16 protein-coding genes are annotated in these 18,664 nt (G+C 52.1%); 10 read left to right on the top strand and 6 right to left on the bottom strand.

The features are described 5' to 3' along the window. Positions 1-313: 313 nt before the first annotated feature. From topA to acnA, 3 genes are all read left to right on the top strand, one after another. Complete coding sequence (topA, locus tag AC1DUO_RS11955) at positions 314-2,911, top strand: type I DNA topoisomerase (protein WP_013575912.1); 2,598 nt, start codon at positions 314-316, stop codon at positions 2,909-2,911. A 350-nt stretch (positions 2,912-3,261) separates the two neighbouring features. Further along, on the top strand, positions 3,262-4,236 hold the full coding sequence (gene cysB / locus AC1DUO_RS11950; protein WP_013575911.1) for an HTH-type transcriptional regulator CysB: 975 nt from the start codon (positions 3,262-3,264) through the stop codon (positions 4,234-4,236). 190 nt (positions 4,237-4,426) lie between these two features. Further along, on the top strand, positions 4,427-7,099 hold the full coding sequence (gene acnA / locus AC1DUO_RS11945; RefSeq protein WP_477987455.1) for an aconitate hydratase AcnA: 2,673 nt from the start codon (positions 4,427-4,429) through the stop codon (positions 7,097-7,099). A gap of 73 nt (positions 7,100-7,172) precedes the next feature. Here the strand turns inward: acnA and ribA are convergent, their stop codons facing one another. Further along, positions 7,173-7,763, bottom strand: a complete 591-nt coding sequence (gene ribA / locus AC1DUO_RS11940) for a GTP cyclohydrolase II (protein ID WP_015690066.1) — start codon at positions 7,761-7,763, stop codon at positions 7,173-7,175. A gap of 290 nt (positions 7,764-8,053) precedes the next feature. Here ribA and pgpB point away from each other — a divergent pair, with 290 nt between their 5' ends. From pgpB to lapB, 3 genes are all read left to right on the top strand, one after another. Continuing rightward, positions 8,054-8,809 (top strand): phosphatidylglycerophosphatase B, encoded by a 756-nt coding sequence (gene pgpB, locus AC1DUO_RS11935; protein ID WP_013575908.1) that lies wholly within the window; start codon positions 8,054-8,056, stop codon positions 8,807-8,809. A 267-nt stretch (positions 8,810-9,076) separates the two neighbouring features. Beyond that, the gene (locus AC1DUO_RS11930; RefSeq protein WP_013575907.1) at positions 9,077-9,388 is read left to right on the top strand and encodes a LapA family protein; all 312 of its coding nucleotides are present in this window, start codon (positions 9,077-9,079) and stop codon (positions 9,386-9,388) included. 6 nt (positions 9,389-9,394) lie between these two features. Continuing rightward, complete coding sequence (gene lapB, locus AC1DUO_RS11925; RefSeq protein WP_013575906.1) at positions 9,395-10,564, top strand: lipopolysaccharide assembly protein LapB; 1,170 nt, start codon at positions 9,395-9,397, stop codon at positions 10,562-10,564. Between the two features lie 94 nt (positions 10,565-10,658). Here the strand turns inward: lapB and AC1DUO_RS11920 are convergent, their stop codons facing one another. Then, entirely contained in the window at positions 10,659-10,946 is a 288-nt protein-coding gene (locus AC1DUO_RS11920) for an Arc family DNA-binding protein (protein ID WP_015690064.1), read from the bottom strand. 191 nt (positions 10,947-11,137) lie between these two features. On the opposite strand from AC1DUO_RS11920, the gene pyrF reads away from it, so the two are divergent. Together pyrF and yciH are read left to right on the top strand one after the other, a co-directional pair. Then, positions 11,138-11,866, top strand: a complete 729-nt coding sequence (gene pyrF, locus AC1DUO_RS11915; protein WP_119261741.1) for an orotidine-5'-phosphate decarboxylase — start codon at positions 11,138-11,140, stop codon at positions 11,864-11,866. 12 nt (positions 11,867-11,878) lie between these two features. Beyond that, complete coding sequence (gene yciH / locus AC1DUO_RS11910; protein ID WP_037034463.1) at positions 11,879-12,208, top strand: stress response translation initiation inhibitor YciH; 330 nt, start codon at positions 11,879-11,881, stop codon at positions 12,206-12,208. Between the two features lie 230 nt (positions 12,209-12,438). Here the strand turns inward: yciH and osmB are convergent, their stop codons facing one another. Then, positions 12,439-12,657, bottom strand: coding sequence for an osmotically-inducible lipoprotein OsmB (gene osmB, locus AC1DUO_RS11905; RefSeq protein WP_013575902.1), 219 nt, complete (start codon positions 12,655-12,657; stop codon positions 12,439-12,441). 272 nt (positions 12,658-12,929) lie between these two features. On the opposite strand from osmB, the gene araD reads away from it, so the two are divergent. Continuing rightward, entirely contained in the window at positions 12,930-13,625 is a 696-nt protein-coding gene (gene araD, locus AC1DUO_RS11900; protein WP_015690062.1) for an L-ribulose-5-phosphate 4-epimerase, read from the top strand. A gap of 43 nt (positions 13,626-13,668) precedes the next feature. Here araD and AC1DUO_RS11895 read toward each other — a convergent pair whose 3' ends face one another. The 3 genes from AC1DUO_RS11895 to AC1DUO_RS11885 are packed head-to-tail and all read right to left on the bottom strand — an operon-like array spanning position 13,669 to position 17,810. After that, a complete protein-coding gene (locus AC1DUO_RS11895; protein WP_015690061.1) occupies positions 13,669-14,412 on the bottom strand; it encodes a DeoR/GlpR family DNA-binding transcription regulator in 744 nt (247 codons plus the stop codon). A 60-nt stretch (positions 14,413-14,472) separates the two neighbouring features. Further along, entirely contained in the window at positions 14,473-16,905 is a 2,433-nt protein-coding gene (locus tag AC1DUO_RS11890) for a formate C-acetyltransferase/glycerol dehydratase family glycyl radical enzyme (RefSeq protein ID WP_119261740.1), read from the bottom strand. A 5-nt stretch (positions 16,906-16,910) separates the two neighbouring features. Continuing rightward, complete coding sequence (locus AC1DUO_RS11885; protein WP_015690059.1) at positions 16,911-17,810, bottom strand: glycyl-radical enzyme activating protein; 900 nt, start codon at positions 17,808-17,810, stop codon at positions 16,911-16,913. A gap of 147 nt (positions 17,811-17,957) precedes the next feature. Between AC1DUO_RS11885 and fsa the strand changes: the two genes are divergently transcribed. Next, positions 17,958-18,623, top strand: a complete 666-nt coding sequence (fsa, locus tag AC1DUO_RS11880; RefSeq protein ID WP_015690058.1) for a fructose-6-phosphate aldolase — start codon at positions 17,958-17,960, stop codon at positions 18,621-18,623. Positions 18,624-18,664: the final 41 nt, after the last annotated feature.

The following is an 18,664-nucleotide window of genomic DNA, read 5'->3' as shown; positions in this document are numbered from 1 at the left end:
CCGTGTTAATTAGTTTGCGTGACGATTTTTATCAGGTAGAGTGTGGGATTTTGTGGCTTCAGGTGGAATGTTTTGTTTACGCTTGGTCATTATTTGACTTAAAAATGGGCGCATTCTGCTGAGCCCTGTCTGGTTAATCCCTCGCAGAATCAGTGTTTTGAACCTCTGGAAGTCAGTTCGCTCCTTCTTTTAAAGAAATCAGTTGACGTTCTGACTCACTGCCGCAATATAAAAAAAGACGTGATATTGTGCCGCGGCATAACTAGACAAAATCTTCTTCAGATGATGAAGAATCATTCAGGTAAAGGTAATTATGGGCAAAGCTCTCGTAATAGTTGAGTCCCCGGCAAAAGCCAAAACGATTAATAAATATTTAGGAAATGACTACGTTGTTAAGTCCAGCGTTGGTCATATCCGTGATTTACCGACCAGTGGATCCGCTGCTAAAAAGACCGCCGACTCAACCGAAGAAAAAACAAAGAAAAAAGTAAAAAAGGATGAGAAAACCGCGCTGGTTAATCGCATGGGCGTCGATCCGTATCACGGTTGGGAAGCACAATACGAAATACTTCCGGGTAAAGAAAAAGTTGTTGCTGAGTTAAAAGCGTTAGCGGAAAAAGCTGACCACATCTATCTCGCAACCGACCTTGACCGCGAAGGAGAGGCGATTGCCTGGCATTTGCGGGAAGTGATTGGTGGTGATGACAAACGTTTCAGCCGTGTCGTTTTTAACGAAATTACCAAGAACGCGATTCAAAACGCCTTTAAAGAACCGGGCGAACTGAATATTGATCGTGTGAATGCTCAGCAGGCGCGTCGTTTCATGGATCGCGTGGTGGGTTACATGGTTTCTCCGCTGCTGTGGAAGAAAATTGCCCGTGGTTTATCCGCAGGTCGTGTTCAGTCCGTTGCGGTGCGTCTGGTCGTCGAGCGTGAGAAAGAAATCAAAGCGTTCGTGCCGGAAGAATACTGGGAATTGCATGCGGATTTGCTGGCGAAGAAAGAAACCGCGCTGCAAATGGAAGTCACGCATCATCTCGAAAAACCGTTCAAACCGGTCAATAAAGAACAAACTCACGCGGCCGTTTCGCTGCTTGAAAAAGCGCGTTACACCGTGGTGGATCGTGAAGACAAACCGACCAGCAGCAAGCCGGGTGCGCCTTTCATTACTTCCACACTGCAACAGGCGGCCAGTACGCGTCTGAGCTTCGGTGTGAAGAAAACCATGATGATGGCCCAGCGTCTTTACGAAGCCGGTCACATTACCTATATGCGTACGGACTCCACTAACCTGAGTCAGGACGCGGTGGAAATGGTGCGCGGCTATATTGGCGAGAATTTTGGTGATAAATACCTGCCGAAAGCGCCGCTGCAATACAGCAATAAAGAGAATTCTCAGGAAGCGCACGAAGCGATTCGTCCTTCTGACGTGGCCGTGATTTCAGAACAACTGAAAGATATGGAAGCGGATGCTCAACGTCTGTATCAGCTAATCTGGCGTCAGTTTGTGGCCTGTCAGATGACACCGGCTCAGTACGACTCCACTACGCTGACGGTTAAAGCCGGTGATTACTCTCTGCGCGCCAAAGGTCGTACGCTGCGTTTTGATGGCTGGACCAAAGTCATGCCGGCGTTGCGTAAAGGCGACGAAGACAGAACCTTGCCGGCGATCGAAGTGGGTACGGATCTGGAGCTGCAACAACTGCTGCCCACCCAGCATTTCACCAAGCCGCCTGCGCGTTTCAGCGAAGCGTCTCTGGTTAAAGAACTGGAAAAACGAGGCATTGGCCGTCCGTCTACCTATGCGTCGATCATTTCGACCATTCAGGACAGGGGTTACGTTCACGTTGAAAACCGTCGCTTCTACGCAGAAAAAATGGGGGAAATCGTTACCGATCGTCTGGAAGATAACTTCCGTGAATTGATGAACTACGATTTCACCGCACGTATGGAAGACGGGCTGGATCAGGTCGCCAACAACAAGGCGGAATGGAAAGCCGTTCTGGATGAATTCTTCACTGAATTCAGTAAGCAGCTGGAAACTGCTGAGAAAGACCCGGAAGAAGGCGGTATGCGCCCGAATCAGATGGTGTTGACCAGCATTGAATGCCCGACCTGCGGACGTCCGATGGGGATCCGTACCGCCAGCACTGGCGTGTTCCTCGGTTGTTCCGGTTACGCCTTGCCGCCGAAAGAGCGCTGCAAAACCACCATCAACCTGATTGCTGATGCCGAAGTGCTGAACATTCTGGAAGGTGATGAAGCCGAAGCCAACGCGCTGCGTGCGAAACGTCGTTGCGTCAAATGCGGCACGGCGATGGACAGCTATCTCATCGATAATCAGCGCAAATTGCATGTTTGTGGTAACAACCCGGAATGTGATGGCTATGAAATCGAAGAGGGTGAGTTCCGCATCAAGGGTTATGACGGCCCGATTGTTGAGTGCGAAAAATGTGGCTCTGAAATGCACCTGAAAATGGGACGTTTCGGTAAGTACATGGGCTGTACCAACGACGAATGCAAAAACACCCGTAAGATTTTGCGAAACGGTGACGTTGCGCCGCCGAAAGAAGATCCGGTTCCGCTGCCGGAATTGCCGTGTGAGAAATCAGACGCCTATTTCGTGCTGCGTGACGGTGCGGCAGGGGTATTCCTGGCTGCCAACACGTTCCCTAAATCGCGCGAAACCCGTGCGCCGCTGGTGGAGGAACTGAAGCGCTTCAAAGACCGCTTGCCGGAAAAACTCAGCTATCTGGCCGATGCGCCGGTGGCCGATCCGGAAGGCAATAAATCAATGGTGCGTTTCAGCCGTAAAACCAAGCAGCAGTATGTATCTTCAGAAAAAGACGGCAAAGCCACTGGCTGGACCGCTTTCTTTGTCGACGGTAAGTGGGTCGAAGGCAAAAAATAATTATCGCCGTCATACCTTAAGCTGTTAAGCAGTTGTAAAAAACCAGTCTTCCGGACTGGTTTTTTTATTGCATTAAGATCTATCATCGCGGAGTTATGCGTGTTTTTATTATCAGTCTGCGACAGTCCTCGATTATCGTTATGTTCTTCGGGTATACATGACGCTAATAATGGATATAATTGTTATATAAAATTTATTCTTATGCACTTAAGTAATAAGTTAATGCGTCTGGGGCATAAAAACGGTGCGTTCACAGACTTCCGGTAGTCGATAAAAAATCATTTCCAGACTGTTCAGCCAACGGATGAACAGGGATGGCGACAGGGTTTGAAACCAGGGTGGTATGAGATATGAAATTGCAGCAACTGCGCTACATCGTAGAGGTTGTTAATCACAATCTGAACGTCAGTTCGACGGCAGAAGGCCTGTACACGTCGCAGCCTGGGATCAGCAAACAAGTGCGGATGCTGGAAGATGAACTCGGGATCCAGATTTTTTCCCGCAGCGGTAAACATCTGACACAGGTCACGCCGGCAGGGCAGGAAATCATCCGTATTGCCCGTGAAGTATTGTCTAAAGTGGATGCGATCAAAGCTGTTGCTGGTGAGCATACCTATCCGGACAAAGGTTCGCTGTATGTCGCGACGACGCATACGCAGGCGCGTTATGCCTTACCGAATGTGATTAAAGGCTTTATCGAGCGTTATCCGCGCGTTTCATTGCATATGCATCAGGGGTCGCCGACGCAGATTGCTGAAGCAGTTTCAAAGGGCAATGCGGATTTTGCTATCGCCACCGAAGCGCTCCATCTGTATGACGATCTGATCATGCTGCCTTGCTACCACTGGAACCGTGCCGTGGTGGTTCAGCCTGATCATCCGCTGGCAGGTAAAGAGAAAGTCACCATTGAGGAACTGGCAGCTTATCCGATTGTGACCTATACCTTCGGCTTCACTGGCCGTTCAGAACTGGATACCGCGTTTAACCGCGCCGGTCTGACGCCACGCATTGTATTCACCGCCACCGATGCTGACGTCATCAAAACCTATGTCCGCCTGGGGCTGGGCGTCGGTGTCATCGCCAGCATGGCAGTGGATCCGGTTCAGGATCCGGATCTGGTGACCGTGGATGCGAGTGATATTTTCACCTACAGCACCACCAAAATCGGTTTCCGTCGCAGTACATTCCTGCGCAGCTATATGTACGATTTTATCCAGCGCTTTGCGCCGCACCTGACACGTGATGTGGTTGATACCGCTATTTCCCTGCGCTCCAACGAAGACATTGAAGAAATGTTCAAAGACATTAAGCTGCCGACAAAATAAGTCGTCATCCTCTATTTTTATCTCCCTGAGATCCCGCCGCATCCTCACCGAAGCGGCGGGATTTTTTTTGCCTGATGATCAGTTTGAGCTGTTATAAAAATGTTAACGATAATTTGTGTTATCTTTAACTATGCACTTATAAGCCAGCGGGTTATTACTCATGGCCACGCTGAGCGCTAAAGGAGAAGCTATGTCGTCTATTCGCAAGAACAGTCTGGATAAGCTGGCAGTCCGGGAGAAAGAATTTTACTACTACAGCCTGCCACTCGCTGCCAAAACATTGGGTGATGTTCAGCGCCTGCCAAAATCCCTCAAAGTTTTACTCGAAAACTTACTGCGCCACGTTGATGGTGACACTGTCACAGAAAGCGATCTACAGGAACTGGTCGAATGGCAGAAAACCGGTCATGCCGACCGCGAAATTGCTTATCGTCCGGCGCGCGTACTGATGCAGGATTTTACGGGTGTACCTGCCGTGGTGGATCTGGCCGCGATGCGCCAGGCGGTAAAACGCCTCGGCGGGAATGTCGAACAGGTAAACCCGTTGTCGCCTGTTGATCTGGTCATCGACCACTCCGTCACAGTGGATGAATTCGGTGATGATGAGGCGTTTGGTGAGAACGTTCGTCTCGAAATGGAGCGTAACAACGAGCGCTATCAGTTCCTGCGCTGGGGGCAAAAAGCCTTCAATCGTTTCCGCGTAGTGCCGCCTGGCACGGGTATTTGTCATCAGGTCAACCTGGAATATCTTGGACAAACCGTCTGGTACGAAGAGCAGGATGGCAAAACGATGGCCTATCCCGACACGCTGGTCGGAACGGATTCACATACCACGATGATTAACGGTCTGGGGATTCTGGGGTGGGGTTGCGGCGGTATCGAAGCCGAAGCCGCAATGCTCGGACAGCCGGTTTCCATGCTGATCCCGGACGTTGTGGGTTTCAAACTGACCGGTAAATTACGCGAAGGCATTACCGCGACGGACCTGGTGTTAACGGTCACCCAGATGCTGCGCAAACACGGCGTGGTAGGAAAATTTGTCGAGTTCTATGGTGATGGCCTTGCCGATTTGCCGCTGGCTGACCGCGCAACCATCGCTAATATGTCGCCGGAATTCGGCGCGACCTGCGGCTTCTTCCCGGTGGATGATGTGACACTGAGTTACATGAAGCTCAGTGGCCGCAGCGACGAACAAATCGATCTGGTAAAAGCCTATTCGCAGGCCCAGGGTTTATGGCGTAACGCCGGTGACGAGCCGGTCTTCACCAGTACGCTTGCGCTGGACATGGGAGACGTTGAGCCGAGCCTCGCGGGGCCGAAACGTCCTCAGGATCGCGTTGCGTTGCCTGATGTGCCGAAAGCGTTCAAAGCGGCGACTGAACTGGAGTTGGGTAACAGCAAGCCGGGGCGCAGCGATAAAGAAAGTTTCACGCTGGAAGGGCAGCATTATGCGCTGACCACCGGCGCGGTAGTGATTGCGGCAATCACCTCTTGTACCAACACGTCAAACCCAAGCGTGCTGATGGCCGCTGGTCTGCTGGCGAAGAATGCCGCCGAAAAAGGTCTGGCCAGTAAGCCGTGGGTGAAAACCTCACTGGCACCAGGTTCCAAAGTGGTGACCGATTATCTTAATGCCGCCGGTCTCATGCCGCATCTGGAGAAGCTGGGCTTTAATCTGGTGGGCTATGGCTGTACGACCTGTATCGGTAACTCCGGGCCGTTGCCGGAACCGATTGAGTCGGCGATCAAGGCCGGTGATTTAACCGTCGGGGCCGTGCTTTCCGGCAACCGTAACTTCGAAGGGCGTATTCATCCGCTGATTAAAACCAACTGGCTAGCCTCACCACCGCTGGTGGTGGCCTATGCGCTGGCGGGTAATATGAACGTCGATCTGACGACGGATCCTCTGGGTGAAGGTGCTGATGGCAAGCCGGTTTACCTGAGAGATATCTGGCCGTCGGCTAACGATATCGCTAATGCGGTTGCGCAGGTGACCACGGAAATGTTCCATAAAGAGTACGCCGAGGTGTTTAACGGCGATGCCAGCTGGCAGGCGATTCAGGTCGAAGGCACGCCGACCTATACCTGGCAGGAAGACTCCACCTATATCCGCCACCCGCCGTTCTTCAGTGATATGAAGGCGGAACCTGATGCGCTGGAAGACATCAAAGATGCGCGAATTCTGGCGATTCTGGCGGATTCAGTGACCACCGACCACATTTCACCTGCCGGGAATATCAAGGCCGAAAGTCCGGCTGGTTTGTATCTGACCCAGCACGGCGTCGAGCCGAAAGCGTTCAACTCCTACGGCTCGCGGCGCGGTAACCATGAAGTGATGATGCGCGGGACGTTCGCCAATATTCGCATCAAAAATGAAATGGTGCCGGGCGTGGAGGGCGGATATACGCGTCATATTCCGTCGCAGGACCAACTGGCGATTTACGATGCGGCGATGCGCTATCAGCATGAAAGTGTGCCGACCGCAGTGATTGCCGGTAAAGAATACGGTTCAGGTTCAAGCCGTGACTGGGCGGCGAAAGGGCCACGTCTGCTTGGGGTACGTGTGGTTATCGCAGAATCATTCGAACGTATTCACCGCTCGAATCTGATCGGGATGGGGATTTTACCGCTCGAGTTCCCGCAGGGTGTGACGCGCAAAACGCTGAAACTCACGGGCGATGAACAGATCAGCATCAGCGGGTTACAAACCCTGACGCCGAGGCAGGATGTTGCAGTGCATATCACGTTTGCTGATGGTCATACTGAAACAATTGATGCACATTGCCGTATCGATACCGGCAACGAACTGACCTATTTCCAGAACGGCGGCATTCTGCATTATGTGATCCGCAAAATGCTGTAAAACCGCTTCTCCGGCCAATAAAAAAGGGCGCCTTCTTAAGGTGCCCTTAATATTTGGATCGGACTATAAATCCTTACTTGTCGAGCAGATGGCCCATTTTGGCGGCTTTGGTCGACAGGTAGCGTTCGTTTTCCGGATTACGGCCGACGATCAGCGGGACGCGTTCTGTAATGTTAATACCGGCTTCAGTCAGAATTTCGACTTTCTTCGGATTGTTGGTCAGCAGGCGTACGGAATCGACACCCAGCAATTTGAACATGTCGGCGCACAGCGTGAAGTCGCGTTCGTCTGCGGCGAACCCAAGCTGATGGTTGGCTTCGACGGTGTCGTAACCTTTGTCTTGTAAGGCATATGCGCGGATCTTATTCAGCAAACCGATGTTACGGCCTTCCTGACGGTGATACATCAGGATGCCACGACCTTCTTCGGCGATATGATTCAGTGCGGCTTCGAGCTGGAAACCGCAGTCACAGCGCAGGCTGAATAAGGCATCACCGGTCAGACATTCGGAGTGAACGCGCGCAAGAACCGGCGTTTCACCGGTGATGTCGCCAAAAACTAACGCCAGGTGGTCGTGCCCGGTGGCCAATTCTTCAAAACCCACCATCAGGAAATCGCCCCAAGGTGTTGGCAGATTGGCTTCTGCCACCCGTTTCAGCTGCATTTTATGCTCCAAAAAAACCACAAATAGTCTTTATTTACAGTAAGTATTTTACTTGTTGATGCGCATCCTACTTTCTGATGCGGCCTCTGGATAGGGAATCGGTGCCTTTCCATCACGACAGGGCATCATTTTGCCACAGTTTGGGTCACATTTTAGCGGGAATATTTGAACGATTAGTTCATAACTTATGAATTATAACCGCTTCTTCAACAACTCACGCTAAAGGAATGTTAAGCAATCACAACGTTGATACACTCCAACTCTTTTTACGCATGACTGAAGGGACGACTATGTTTGATATCGCCAGGCGCACCGCTCTCGGGGCTGTTCTTTTGTTACTGATGCCCGCAGCGGTGTGGATAAGCGGCTGGACGTGGACACCGGGTGGTAATCCCGCCGTGCTGCGTCCGCTTTATTGGGTCACGGAAACGGTGAGTGAACCATGGGGAATCATGACGACTGTGATCCTCTGTGGCTGGTTTCTGTGGTGCCTGCGATTTCGGCTTAAACCAGCCATCGGGCTGGTGGTGATCATCACCTTGTCAGTGCTGGCCGGTCAGTATGTTAAAGACTTTATCAAAGCCGAAGTCCGCGAACCCAGGCCGTATGTCGCATGGCTGGGGACGGATCATCAGATGAACGTCGATGAATTTTATGCCCGGAAAAGTAAAGCGCGTGCCCGGCAGGTGAAAGAGGTGCTGGGCGACAACGTGCAAATCCCGCACTGGCTGAATAAAAGCTGGCAGAACGACACGGGATACGCATTCCCTTCTGGCCACACGATGTTTGCCGCAACCTGGGCTTTACTCGGTGTCGGGTTATTGTGGCGGCGTAAACACTATAAAACGGTCACCGTGCTGATGGTGTGGGCGGTGGTGGTGATGGGCAGCAGACTGATGCTCGGCATGCACTGGCCACGCGACCTGATGGCATCTGTGGGCATCAGCTGGATCCTGGTAATGCTGGCCTGCTGGCTGACGGAGCGCTATGTCGGGCCGCTAACGCCACCACCAGCAGAAAACCAGGAAATCAGCGAGCGTGAATAATCCCGGTTTTTTGATTTCTTACCGTCTGAAATCTCAGGGGGTTCCTGGTGAACCCTTTAATTCATGGTTTTCATCCCCATATACATTCCATAGCCTTCATTGTCGTGGTGGTCACGACACCACACTAAAGTCGAATGAAGTTGCTACAGACGGCATTTAAACCCTCCGCAATGTTTCCCTGCTTTGTTCGGAAATGCTAACTTATTAGGTCGGGACGCGAGTTTTTGGCATAATTCATCCGGTACACCCGGCATTACAGGAATGAATGTGAAATATCTGCTGATTTTTTTATTTTTGCTGGTCATCGTTGTGATTTCTATCACTCTGGGTGCCCATAACGATCAGACTGTGACCTTCAATTATTTGCTGGCACAGGGTGACTATCGTGTTTCGACACTGCTTGCTGTGCTGTTCGCTACCGGTTTTATTCTTGGCTGGATAATCTGTGGTTTGTTCTACCTGCGTGTACGTCTGTCTCTGGGGCGCGCCCAGCGTAAAATCAAACGCCTGGAGCAGCAAATTGAACCCGCGGCTGTCGTTACGCCGCCAGCAGCATCTTACGATGTCAGCAAGGAATAACCCTCTATGTTAGAACTGCTGTTTCTGTTGTTGCCCGTTGCGGCCGCCTATGGCTGGTACATGGGGCGCAGAAGTTCTCAGCAGGACAAACAGGAAAATGCTAACCGCCTGTCGCGTGAATACGTCGCGGGGGTTAACTTCCTGCTTTCCAATCAGCAGGATAAAGCGGTCGATCTGTTCCTCGAAATGTTGAAAGAGGACAGCAGTACAGTCGAAGCGCACCTGACTCTGGGCAACCTGTTCCGCTCCCGTGGTGAAGTCGATCGTGCGATCCGTATCCACCAGTCGCTGATGGAAAGTGCTTCGCTGACTTTCGAACAGCGCCTGCTCGCCGTACAGCAACTGGGTCGTGATTACATGGCTGCCGGTTTCTATGATCGTGCGGAAGACATGTTCAACCAGCTGGTGAAAGAGCAGGATTTCCAGTTGTTTGCGCTGGAACAGTTGTTGATTATTCATCAGGCCACCAGCGACTGGCAGAACGCCATTGATGTGGCGGAACGTCTGGTCAAGCTCGGCAAAGAAAACCGCCGTAAAGAAATTGCGCATTTCTGGTGTGAACTGGCATTGCAGGCAATGGTGTCTGAAGATTTCGATAAGGCGACCGGCTTGCTGAAAAAGGCGGCGGCAGCGGACAAACTCTGTGCCCGTGTCTCCATTATGCAGGGGCGGATTTTACTGGCGCAGGGCGATTACCGCAAAGCGACAGAGGCCTTACAGCGGGTGCTGGAGCAGGATAAAGAGCTGGTCAGCGAAGCGTTGCCGATGCTGCAGGAGTGTTACCAGAATCTTGACGATACGCTGGCATGGGCCGAGTTTCTCAGGCGTTGTGTGGATGAAAATACCGGCGCCACAGCAGAACTGATGCTGGCCGAAATCATCCAGGATGAAGAAGGGCGTGAGACCGCGCAAAACTATATCAACCGTCAGTTGCAACGCCATCCGACCATGCGCGTGTTTCATCACCTGATGGATTACCATCTGGCGGATGCGGAAGAAGGGCGTGCGAAAGAGAGCCTGGTGTTGCTGCGGGATATGGTGGGTGAACAGATCCGGACAAAGCCACGCTATCGCTGTCATAAATGCGGCTTTACCGCGCATTCACTTTACTGGCATTGCCCGTCATGCCGTGGCTGGGCGACGATAAAGCCAATCCGGGGCCTGGATGGCCAATAAGTTTCCCCGTCATACTTCGGGTTGCAGATGCGTTTGTCGCCTTCCTGCAACGTGAATTATTTAGGGGAAACCGCAGTATATTTTAAATCGACTCTTACTTCTTCTTGCTGCTCGCCTTGCGGGCATTAAGCAACGTCCGCAATTTCTTGATTTCTTTGGTGGTCAGCGCGGGTTCAGTCTCTTCTGCAAGATGCTGATTATCAATTTCGTGTTCTGTGGCTTTAGCGGCTTTTTTACCTTTGGGCGCAGCAGGGTTAAAACTCTCTTCCAGGCGTGCCGCAACTTCTGCACTTAATGAATGTTCTGCTTCCGCAGCGGCGTTTTTGATCAGTTCTTTCAATTCAACCGGAATTTTAACGGTCAGGGTTGTTATCTCACTCATTTTTCTGCCTTTCCTTAGAGTAAAAGTAACAAGCTAAGCCAGCCTTGTTGCATCGTCTAGTGCATCACAAAAATTTAATAAAACTGTCACATTAGGTGTAGCTGTGAATTCAGTGGTTTGCCATGTAAAATATCGGCGGCAAAAATTATATTATTTCTTCCTGACGTAAAAACTGACAAGAGGCTGACGAGATGAAGTCCGAAAATAACACTAACAACAAAGAATTAAATACTTCACCGATTGTTGTCGCTCTCGATTATGCCGATAAATCCTCCGCACTGGCGTTTGCTGACAAAATCGATCCGCGTGATTGCCGTCTGAAAATTGGCAAAGAGATGTTCACTCATTTTGGTCCGCAGATGGTCAAAGATCTGCAGACCCGCGGTTTCGACGTCTTTCTGGATCTGAAATTCCACGACATCCCTAACACTACTGCGCGCGCTGTGGCTGCTGCGGCAGATTTGGGTGTCTGGATGGTGAATGTGCATGCCAGCGGCGGTGCGCGCATGATGACGGCGGCACGGGAAGCGCTGGTACCGTTTGGAAAAGATGCACCTTTACTGATAGCCGTCACGGTGCTGACCAGCCTGGAAGACAATGACCTGGCGGATTTAGGTATTGAACTTTCTCCGGCTGATTATGCTGAACGTCTGGCGCGCCTGACACGCGACTGCGGCCTCGATGGCGTAGTGTGTTCCGCGCAGGAAGCGACCCGTTTTAAATCTGCTCTCGGGCAGGCGTTCAAACTGGTGACGCCGGGTATCCGCCCGGCTGGCAGCCAAGCCGATGATCAGCGTCGCATCATGACGCCACAGGAAGCGCTGGCGGCGGGCGTGGATTACATGGTGATTGGCCGGCCGATCACGCAATCTGCCGATCCGGCGCAGACCCTGCGTGAAATTCTGGCATCACTGCGCTAAGAAGGAAAAACCATGAACAATGACAGCAACAGCCGTTTAGTGTATTCGACCGACAGCGGCAGAATCGATGAGCCCAAAGTCGTGGCTGAGCGTCCGAAAGGTGACGGCATTGTGCGTATTCAGCGCCAGACCAGCGGGCGCAAAGGGAAGGGCGTGTGCCTGATCACCGGTGTCAGTCTTGATGATATTGAACTGGAAAAACTCGCTGCCGAACTGAAAAAGAAATGCGGTTGTGGCGGTGCGGTGAAAGACGGCGTGATTGAGATCCAGGGCGACAAACGCGATCTGCTTAAACAACTGCTGGAAGCGAAAGGCATGAAAGTGAAACTGGCGGGGGGCTGACCTGTCTGTAAACGATCACTGACCGTTTATAATAAGATGCTGCATCCGCAAAGGTGCAGCATCTTGCTTTAGCTTTTAGAGATATCACAACGCGAAAGCACGTTGTTTGTCATCCATCTGATGACAATAAAGTTGACCTGAAAAACAACCCAATCCTATTTTTAGCTTTATTCGTTGCTTAACGCTTACGTTTTTTATGCCAGTTAAATAGAACTTATCTCCCGGTTGTTTTACTTACTGACCTGATGTCCGATGATACCACCCACTGCAGCGCCACCCAATGTCCCTAAGGTACTGCCGTCAGTCAGAACTGCACCACCCAGCGCACCTGCACCCGCACCGATTGCGGTGTTACGGTCACGCTTAGACCAGTTACCACAAGCGCTGACAGACATTGCCAGAGTCAGAACCAGTGCGATACTGGCAACACGTTTATTCACGAGCATCATAATTTTTCTCCTATCCAGACGCAGTTGTGCATCCGTTAATTAAAAATAGTGAAATTGATATACATTCACTAGGTGAATAATCTTAATTCACCAAGGATGCTCTTTCTCACCACACAAAAGACTAAAAAGCTGGACAAACATTCAACGGTTTGTGGAACAAATGGGCACTTTTACGTTTGCAGCAGATCTGTACGCACTCTTTAGCGATTTCCCCCATACCTGCACACACCCGTCACCCAGACAATAAAGCCTCGTAATAAGAGGAAACCAAGATGCTAAAGCAACTGAAAGAGCAGGTATTAGAGGCCAATCTGGCACTGCCTCGCCATAATCTGGTGACCTTTACCTGGGGAAATGTCAGCGCCGTTGACCGTAAACTTGGGCTGGTCGTGATTAAACCGTCGGGAGTGGAATACGACCACATGGGCGTGGACGACATGGTGGTGGTGGAACTGGAGACCGGCAAAATCGTCGAGGGCAGCAAAAAGCCTTCTTCCGATACCGATACCCACCGGGTACTGTACCTGAATTTCCCCGAAGCAGGGGGTATTGTTCATACGCATTCGCGCCACGCAACCATCTGGGCGCAGGCCGGTTTGGATATTCCCGCCTGGGGCACCACGCACGCGGATTATTTCTACGGCAACATTCCCTGCACGCGGCTGATGACCGAAGAGGAAATCGCCGGACGTTATGAATGGGAGACCGGTGAAGTCATCGTTAAAACCTTCGCGGAAAGACATCTGTCGCCGGCAGACATTCCGGCTGTACTGGTGCATTCGCACGGGCCGTTTGCCTGGGGGAAAGATGCCGATAATGCCGTGCATAACGCCGTCGTGCTGGAAGAGGTCGCCTACATGGGCATTTTCTCCCGCCAGTTAACGCCGCAGTTGCCGGATATGCAGCCGCAATTACTGGATAAGCATTACCTGCGTAAACATGGCAAGAATGCCTACTACGGCCAATAATCCCCTGAAACCCGAATTATCGGGGGAGACAGATAAGGATAGGTCAGCCGACCAGGCTGACCTTAATCCCGGCAGCGGAAAGTTGCTGCTGATATTCAGGGGATAATTTGTCGTCAGTGATGACCCGGCTGAAGGCGCTGACCGGCCCCAGCGGGTTAAGATTTATTTGACCGAATTTCGATGAATCCGTTAGCACGATATTTTCCGCACCTTTAGCCACGACCGCATTCACCACATCAGCACGTAACATGTCCCGGCCGGTAAAGCCGGTGGTATCGGTGAAGCCGTCGATGCCCATGAACGCTTTACTGAAATTCATTTGTTGCAGACACATTCTGGTCAGCGGGCCGACCACCGTCTGACTGGTTTTCTGATACATCCCGCCGAGCAGAACCACGTCACAGGGCATACTTTTCAGCAAAGAGGCGACATAACCGCTGACGGTAATCACCGTCAGGTTCTTCTTATCGGCAAGATATTGCGCCAGCAAGGCGATGCTGCTGCCACTTTCGAAAAATACCGTTTCGCCGTCCTGGATCAGGGATGCCGCAAACTTCGCCAGTTTCTGCTTCTGGGCAAAATTCGACATCATGCGGGTATCCACGTCATCGGTCTGGATAGCGACGGCAAAACCGTGCGCACGGCGCAGATAATGTCGCTGTTCCAGTAGCGTAAGATCGTGGCGGATCGTCACTTCTGACACCTGACAAATCTGTGACAACGCACTGACGCTGATGCGCTGCTTATCGTTTACCCATTGCAGAATAACTTGTTGTCTGTCGTTCATAACCGCCCAAAATACGGGCAGCCTGCGCCGCCCGTTGAAAGTTAAATTCAGATGCGAATTTTAAAGTGAATGTTCTGTACGGGCGATAATATCATCCTGAGCCTCAGGCGATAAGGCCGTAAAGAATGCGGAGTAACCGGCGACACGGACAACCAGGTCGCGATAGTTCTGCGGTTCCTCACGCGCTTTCAGCAATGTCTCGCGGGAAACAATATTGTACTGAACATGCCAGCCGCGATGTTCCTCAAAGAATGTCCGCAGCATTAGCATTAACGTCTCGCGTTCGCTTTCATTTTCCAGCGATGCCGGATTCAGTTTCTGATTGAGCAGTACGCCGCCGAGAATCGCTTCTGTCGGTAATTTGCTCAGCGAATTAAAGACCGCTGTCGGCCCGAGATGATCGGTACCGGATGCCGGGCTGGCCCCTTCCGCCAGCGGCGTAAAGGCTTTACGTCCATCCGGCGTGGCGGTAGTTGCGGCACCAAACGGCACGTTGGCCGAAATAGACGATGTACCCGCGTAATACGTGCCACCGACCGGGCCGCGTCCGAAGCGGGTATTGTGATAATTCGACAGTTCATCGATATAGCACTGATACGCACGCACCAGCAGATTGTCGACCTCGTCTTGATCATTGCCGTATTTCTCTGCGCCGTTAATCAGCCGCTGACGCAGTCGTTCACCGTCCAGTCCCTCATAATCTGAAGCCAGCGCGTTGGCCAGTTCCTGCTGGCCAATCACGCCCTGATCGAATACCAGCTTTTTCACTGCCGCCAGGCTGTTACCCAGATTGGCGATCCCGACCTGCAATCCTGAAACCCAGTCGTATTTCGCACCGCCTTGCTTGATGGTTTTCCCGCGTTCTATACAGTCATCGACCAGCGCCGAACACAAAATATCCTGCGCATTCTCTTCCAGAACCGTATCGACCACGCATTCGATTTCGATGGATTTGCGGGTGTAATAACGGATTTGTTCATCCCACTGCGCAAAGACCTGATCGAAATTATCGAAATTCCCCTGCGACAAACCGCGTTCCTGCGGCAGGAAGCGGGTATGACTTTTCGCGTCGTGCCCCTGTTCAAGCGCGGCGAGCATCACGCGGGCAAAGTTGATGAAACTCATGCCGGTACAACGATAGCCCCACTTGCCGCCGACTGCCGTTTCGATGCAGCCAATGGCGGCATAATCATAAGCATCCTGTTTTTCGACGCCCAGTTTGATGAATTCTGGAATAACAATTTCATCGTTATTAAAGGCGGGCATGCCAAAACCACAGCGGATCACCTGTACGCAGGCATCAAGGAAGTCACGGCTCATTCCGGCGTGATAGCGCACGCTCAGATTCGGCTGGGTGGATCGCAATTGTCCGCAGGATTCCAGAATGGCGTATGACAGCGGATTGACCGCATCGGATGCCACGTCATTATGCAAATTCTGACCGCCGATGGTGATGTTCTGGTACAACGGGCTGCCCGCCGACGCTTTGGAATGCGTACCGGAGCGGATCTTGTTCACTTCCAGCAATTTCAGCCAGCAGCTTTGCAGCAGTTCGATGGCCTGATCACGCTCCAGCGTTTGTTCCAGCTCAACGTCACGACGATAAAACGGATACAAATACTGATCCATGCGGCCAAACGACACGGAGTGGCCGTTGGATTCAATCTGCAAAATAAGCTGAATGAAGTAACACAGTTGCAGCGCCTGCCAGAAGTTTTGCGGTGGCTGATGAGCAATGACGTCGCAGTTGGCGGCGATGGTCAGTAACTCGCTACGGCGCTGCTCGCGGGTTTCCGTGGCGGCCATTTCCCGTGCCAGTTGTGAGAAACGCATGACGTGGTCGCTGACCGCTGCCAGCGTGATATCAATGGCTTTCAGCAATTGCTCTTTATGCAAATCTTCCCAGTCAGTCAGCCGAATGCGGCTGCGACGCTCGCCCACTTTACTGCGTAATCCGTCCAGACCCAGTTCCAGCAGCAGCGGGAAATTCACCGCCAGATGGGCATCGCCGGAAGTCATATTGCCTTCGGCTTTTACGATACCGCTGTCGAGCAACGCTTTCTGCTCATCGGTAAACATACCGTAACAGCGGTCCTGCACGGTCTGCCCGCGCCACCACGGGCAGAGTTCATGCAGGATTTTTTTGTTGGCTTCGCTGACGGCAAAACCTGCGCCCGGCCGGTCAGCAAGCGCGTCAATTTCACTTTCGATCCAGCCCACGGTGTATTCCGGGAAAATCGGTGCAGCGCGCACTTCGCTGGCCTGATTACCGACGATCAGCTCGTCATGTTTGATCCAGATAGTGCGTTTGCTCAGATGTTCAGCCAGCGCCAGCGCGCGGCGTACCGCCAGCGGTTTGTCAGCATGTTGCTGATAAACCTGCGTGTAATGCTGTGCGCGCTCGGTACATACCGGTGGCTTGACGATGTGGATCAGGGCTTCTTTATGAGACCGGATACGGGCGGAAAGGGTGTTCAGATTCAGTTGGGTCATTTTTCTTATCCTCTTAACTGTGCACAAAGTCCTTTTTCTGCGGCGTATTGTTCAGCGAACGTCAGCAGGTCAGGGTCATTTAACGGCTGGCGTGGCGCCAGATAAGGTTGCCCCAGCAGGACATACTTATTGATGCCCAGCGTGTGGTACGGCAAAAAGTGAATGGCTTCGCAGCCGGTTTCATCCGCCGCAAAATCAACGATCTGGCGGATGGATGCCCGGTCAGCATTAAAATCAGGAATTAACGGCACACGGACGATGAGCTTTTGTCCGGCCGCAGCCAGACGACGGAAATTATCCTTCACTCTTTTGGCGGAACCGCCGGTCAATCGGCGGAAAGGTTCATCGGCCACATGCTTGAGATCCGCCAGCAATAAATCCAGCGCCCCCAGCGAAGGCTCAATGTATTTCCACGGCACATGCAGACAACTTTCCACGGCGGTGTGCAGCCCTTCGTGACGGCAACGTTGCAGCAGTGTCAGCGCAATTTGTGGCTGCAGGAAAGGTTCGCCGCCGGAAAGCGTCACACCGCCGCCGGTACGGGTATAAAAAGGTTTATCCCGCAGGATTTGCTGCATCAGCGCGTCAATATCCGCGTCATTTCCACACACACTCAGCGCGCCGGAAGGGCAAACCTGTTCGATCAGACAGAGATCTTCTGCCTGAAATTGTTCATGCCGAATCCCGATGCGGTCATGTTCTATGCTGACAGCATGTGGAAAAGTCTTTGCGCAGTGCTGACATCCTGCGCTGCATAAACGTGAATCGAACAGCACGTCAGGCGCCGCCGAACGACTTTCCGGATTCTGGCACCAGGTACAGCTCAGGGAACAGCCTTTCAGAAAAACCACCGTCCGGATCCCCGGGCCATCATGTGTGGAATAACGCTGCACATTGAAAATCATCTCGACGCTCCCTGGTGCTAAAAATCTTCTTTCGCAATTTAATAACTTTCATTCGAAAGTGATTTTGATGATGATCAACAAACCTTCTGCTTGCTGACGTACACTCTCTGAACTTTGCATTCACTCACAAGTTTCAGGGAGAAAGTTATGGAGCTGTATCTCGATACTGCCGATGTCACTGCGGTAAAACGTTTGTCGCGCATCCTGCCGTTGCAGGGGGTCACCACGAATCCGAGCATCGTGGCGAAAGAAGGTAAATCGCTGTGGGAAGTGCTGCCTGCCTTGCGCGATGCGCTGGGGGGTAACGGTAAATTGTTCGCACAGGTGATTGCTGCCGACGCCGAACAAATGGTTGCAGAAGCGTTGTTGTTGACGCAGCGGGTGTCCGGTTTGGTCGTGAAAGTACCGGTAAACCGTGAAGGTCTGGCGGCCATTAAAAAGCTGAAGGGCATGAATATCCCGACGCTGGGCACGGCGGTGTATGGCGCAGGTCAGGGATTACTGGCGGCACTGGCGGGGGCGGAATACGTTGCGCCTTATGTGAACCGTCTGGATGCACAGGGCGGTGACGGCATCGCGATGGTCAAAGAGTTGCAGACCTTGCTCAGCCTGCACGCGCCGCAATCGAAGGTGCTGGCCGCCAGTTTCCGAACCCCACGTCAGGCGATGGATTGCCTGCTGGCGGGATGTCAGTCAATCACCTTACCGGTGGATGTGGCCGAACAGTTACTTAATACACCTGCCGTCGAAGCGGCGATTGAAAAGTTTGATACTGACTGGCGTCAGGCGTTCGGCACTTTATCGCTGAGCTGACATTTTTGCGTGATACCCGGCCCGCACAGGCAACTGTTGCG

The organism is Rahnella sp. P4_A8, assembly GCF_056402435.1.
The sequence above is the reverse complement of the archived record's forward strand: the minus strand, read 5'-3'. Positions and strand labels throughout refer to the sequence as shown.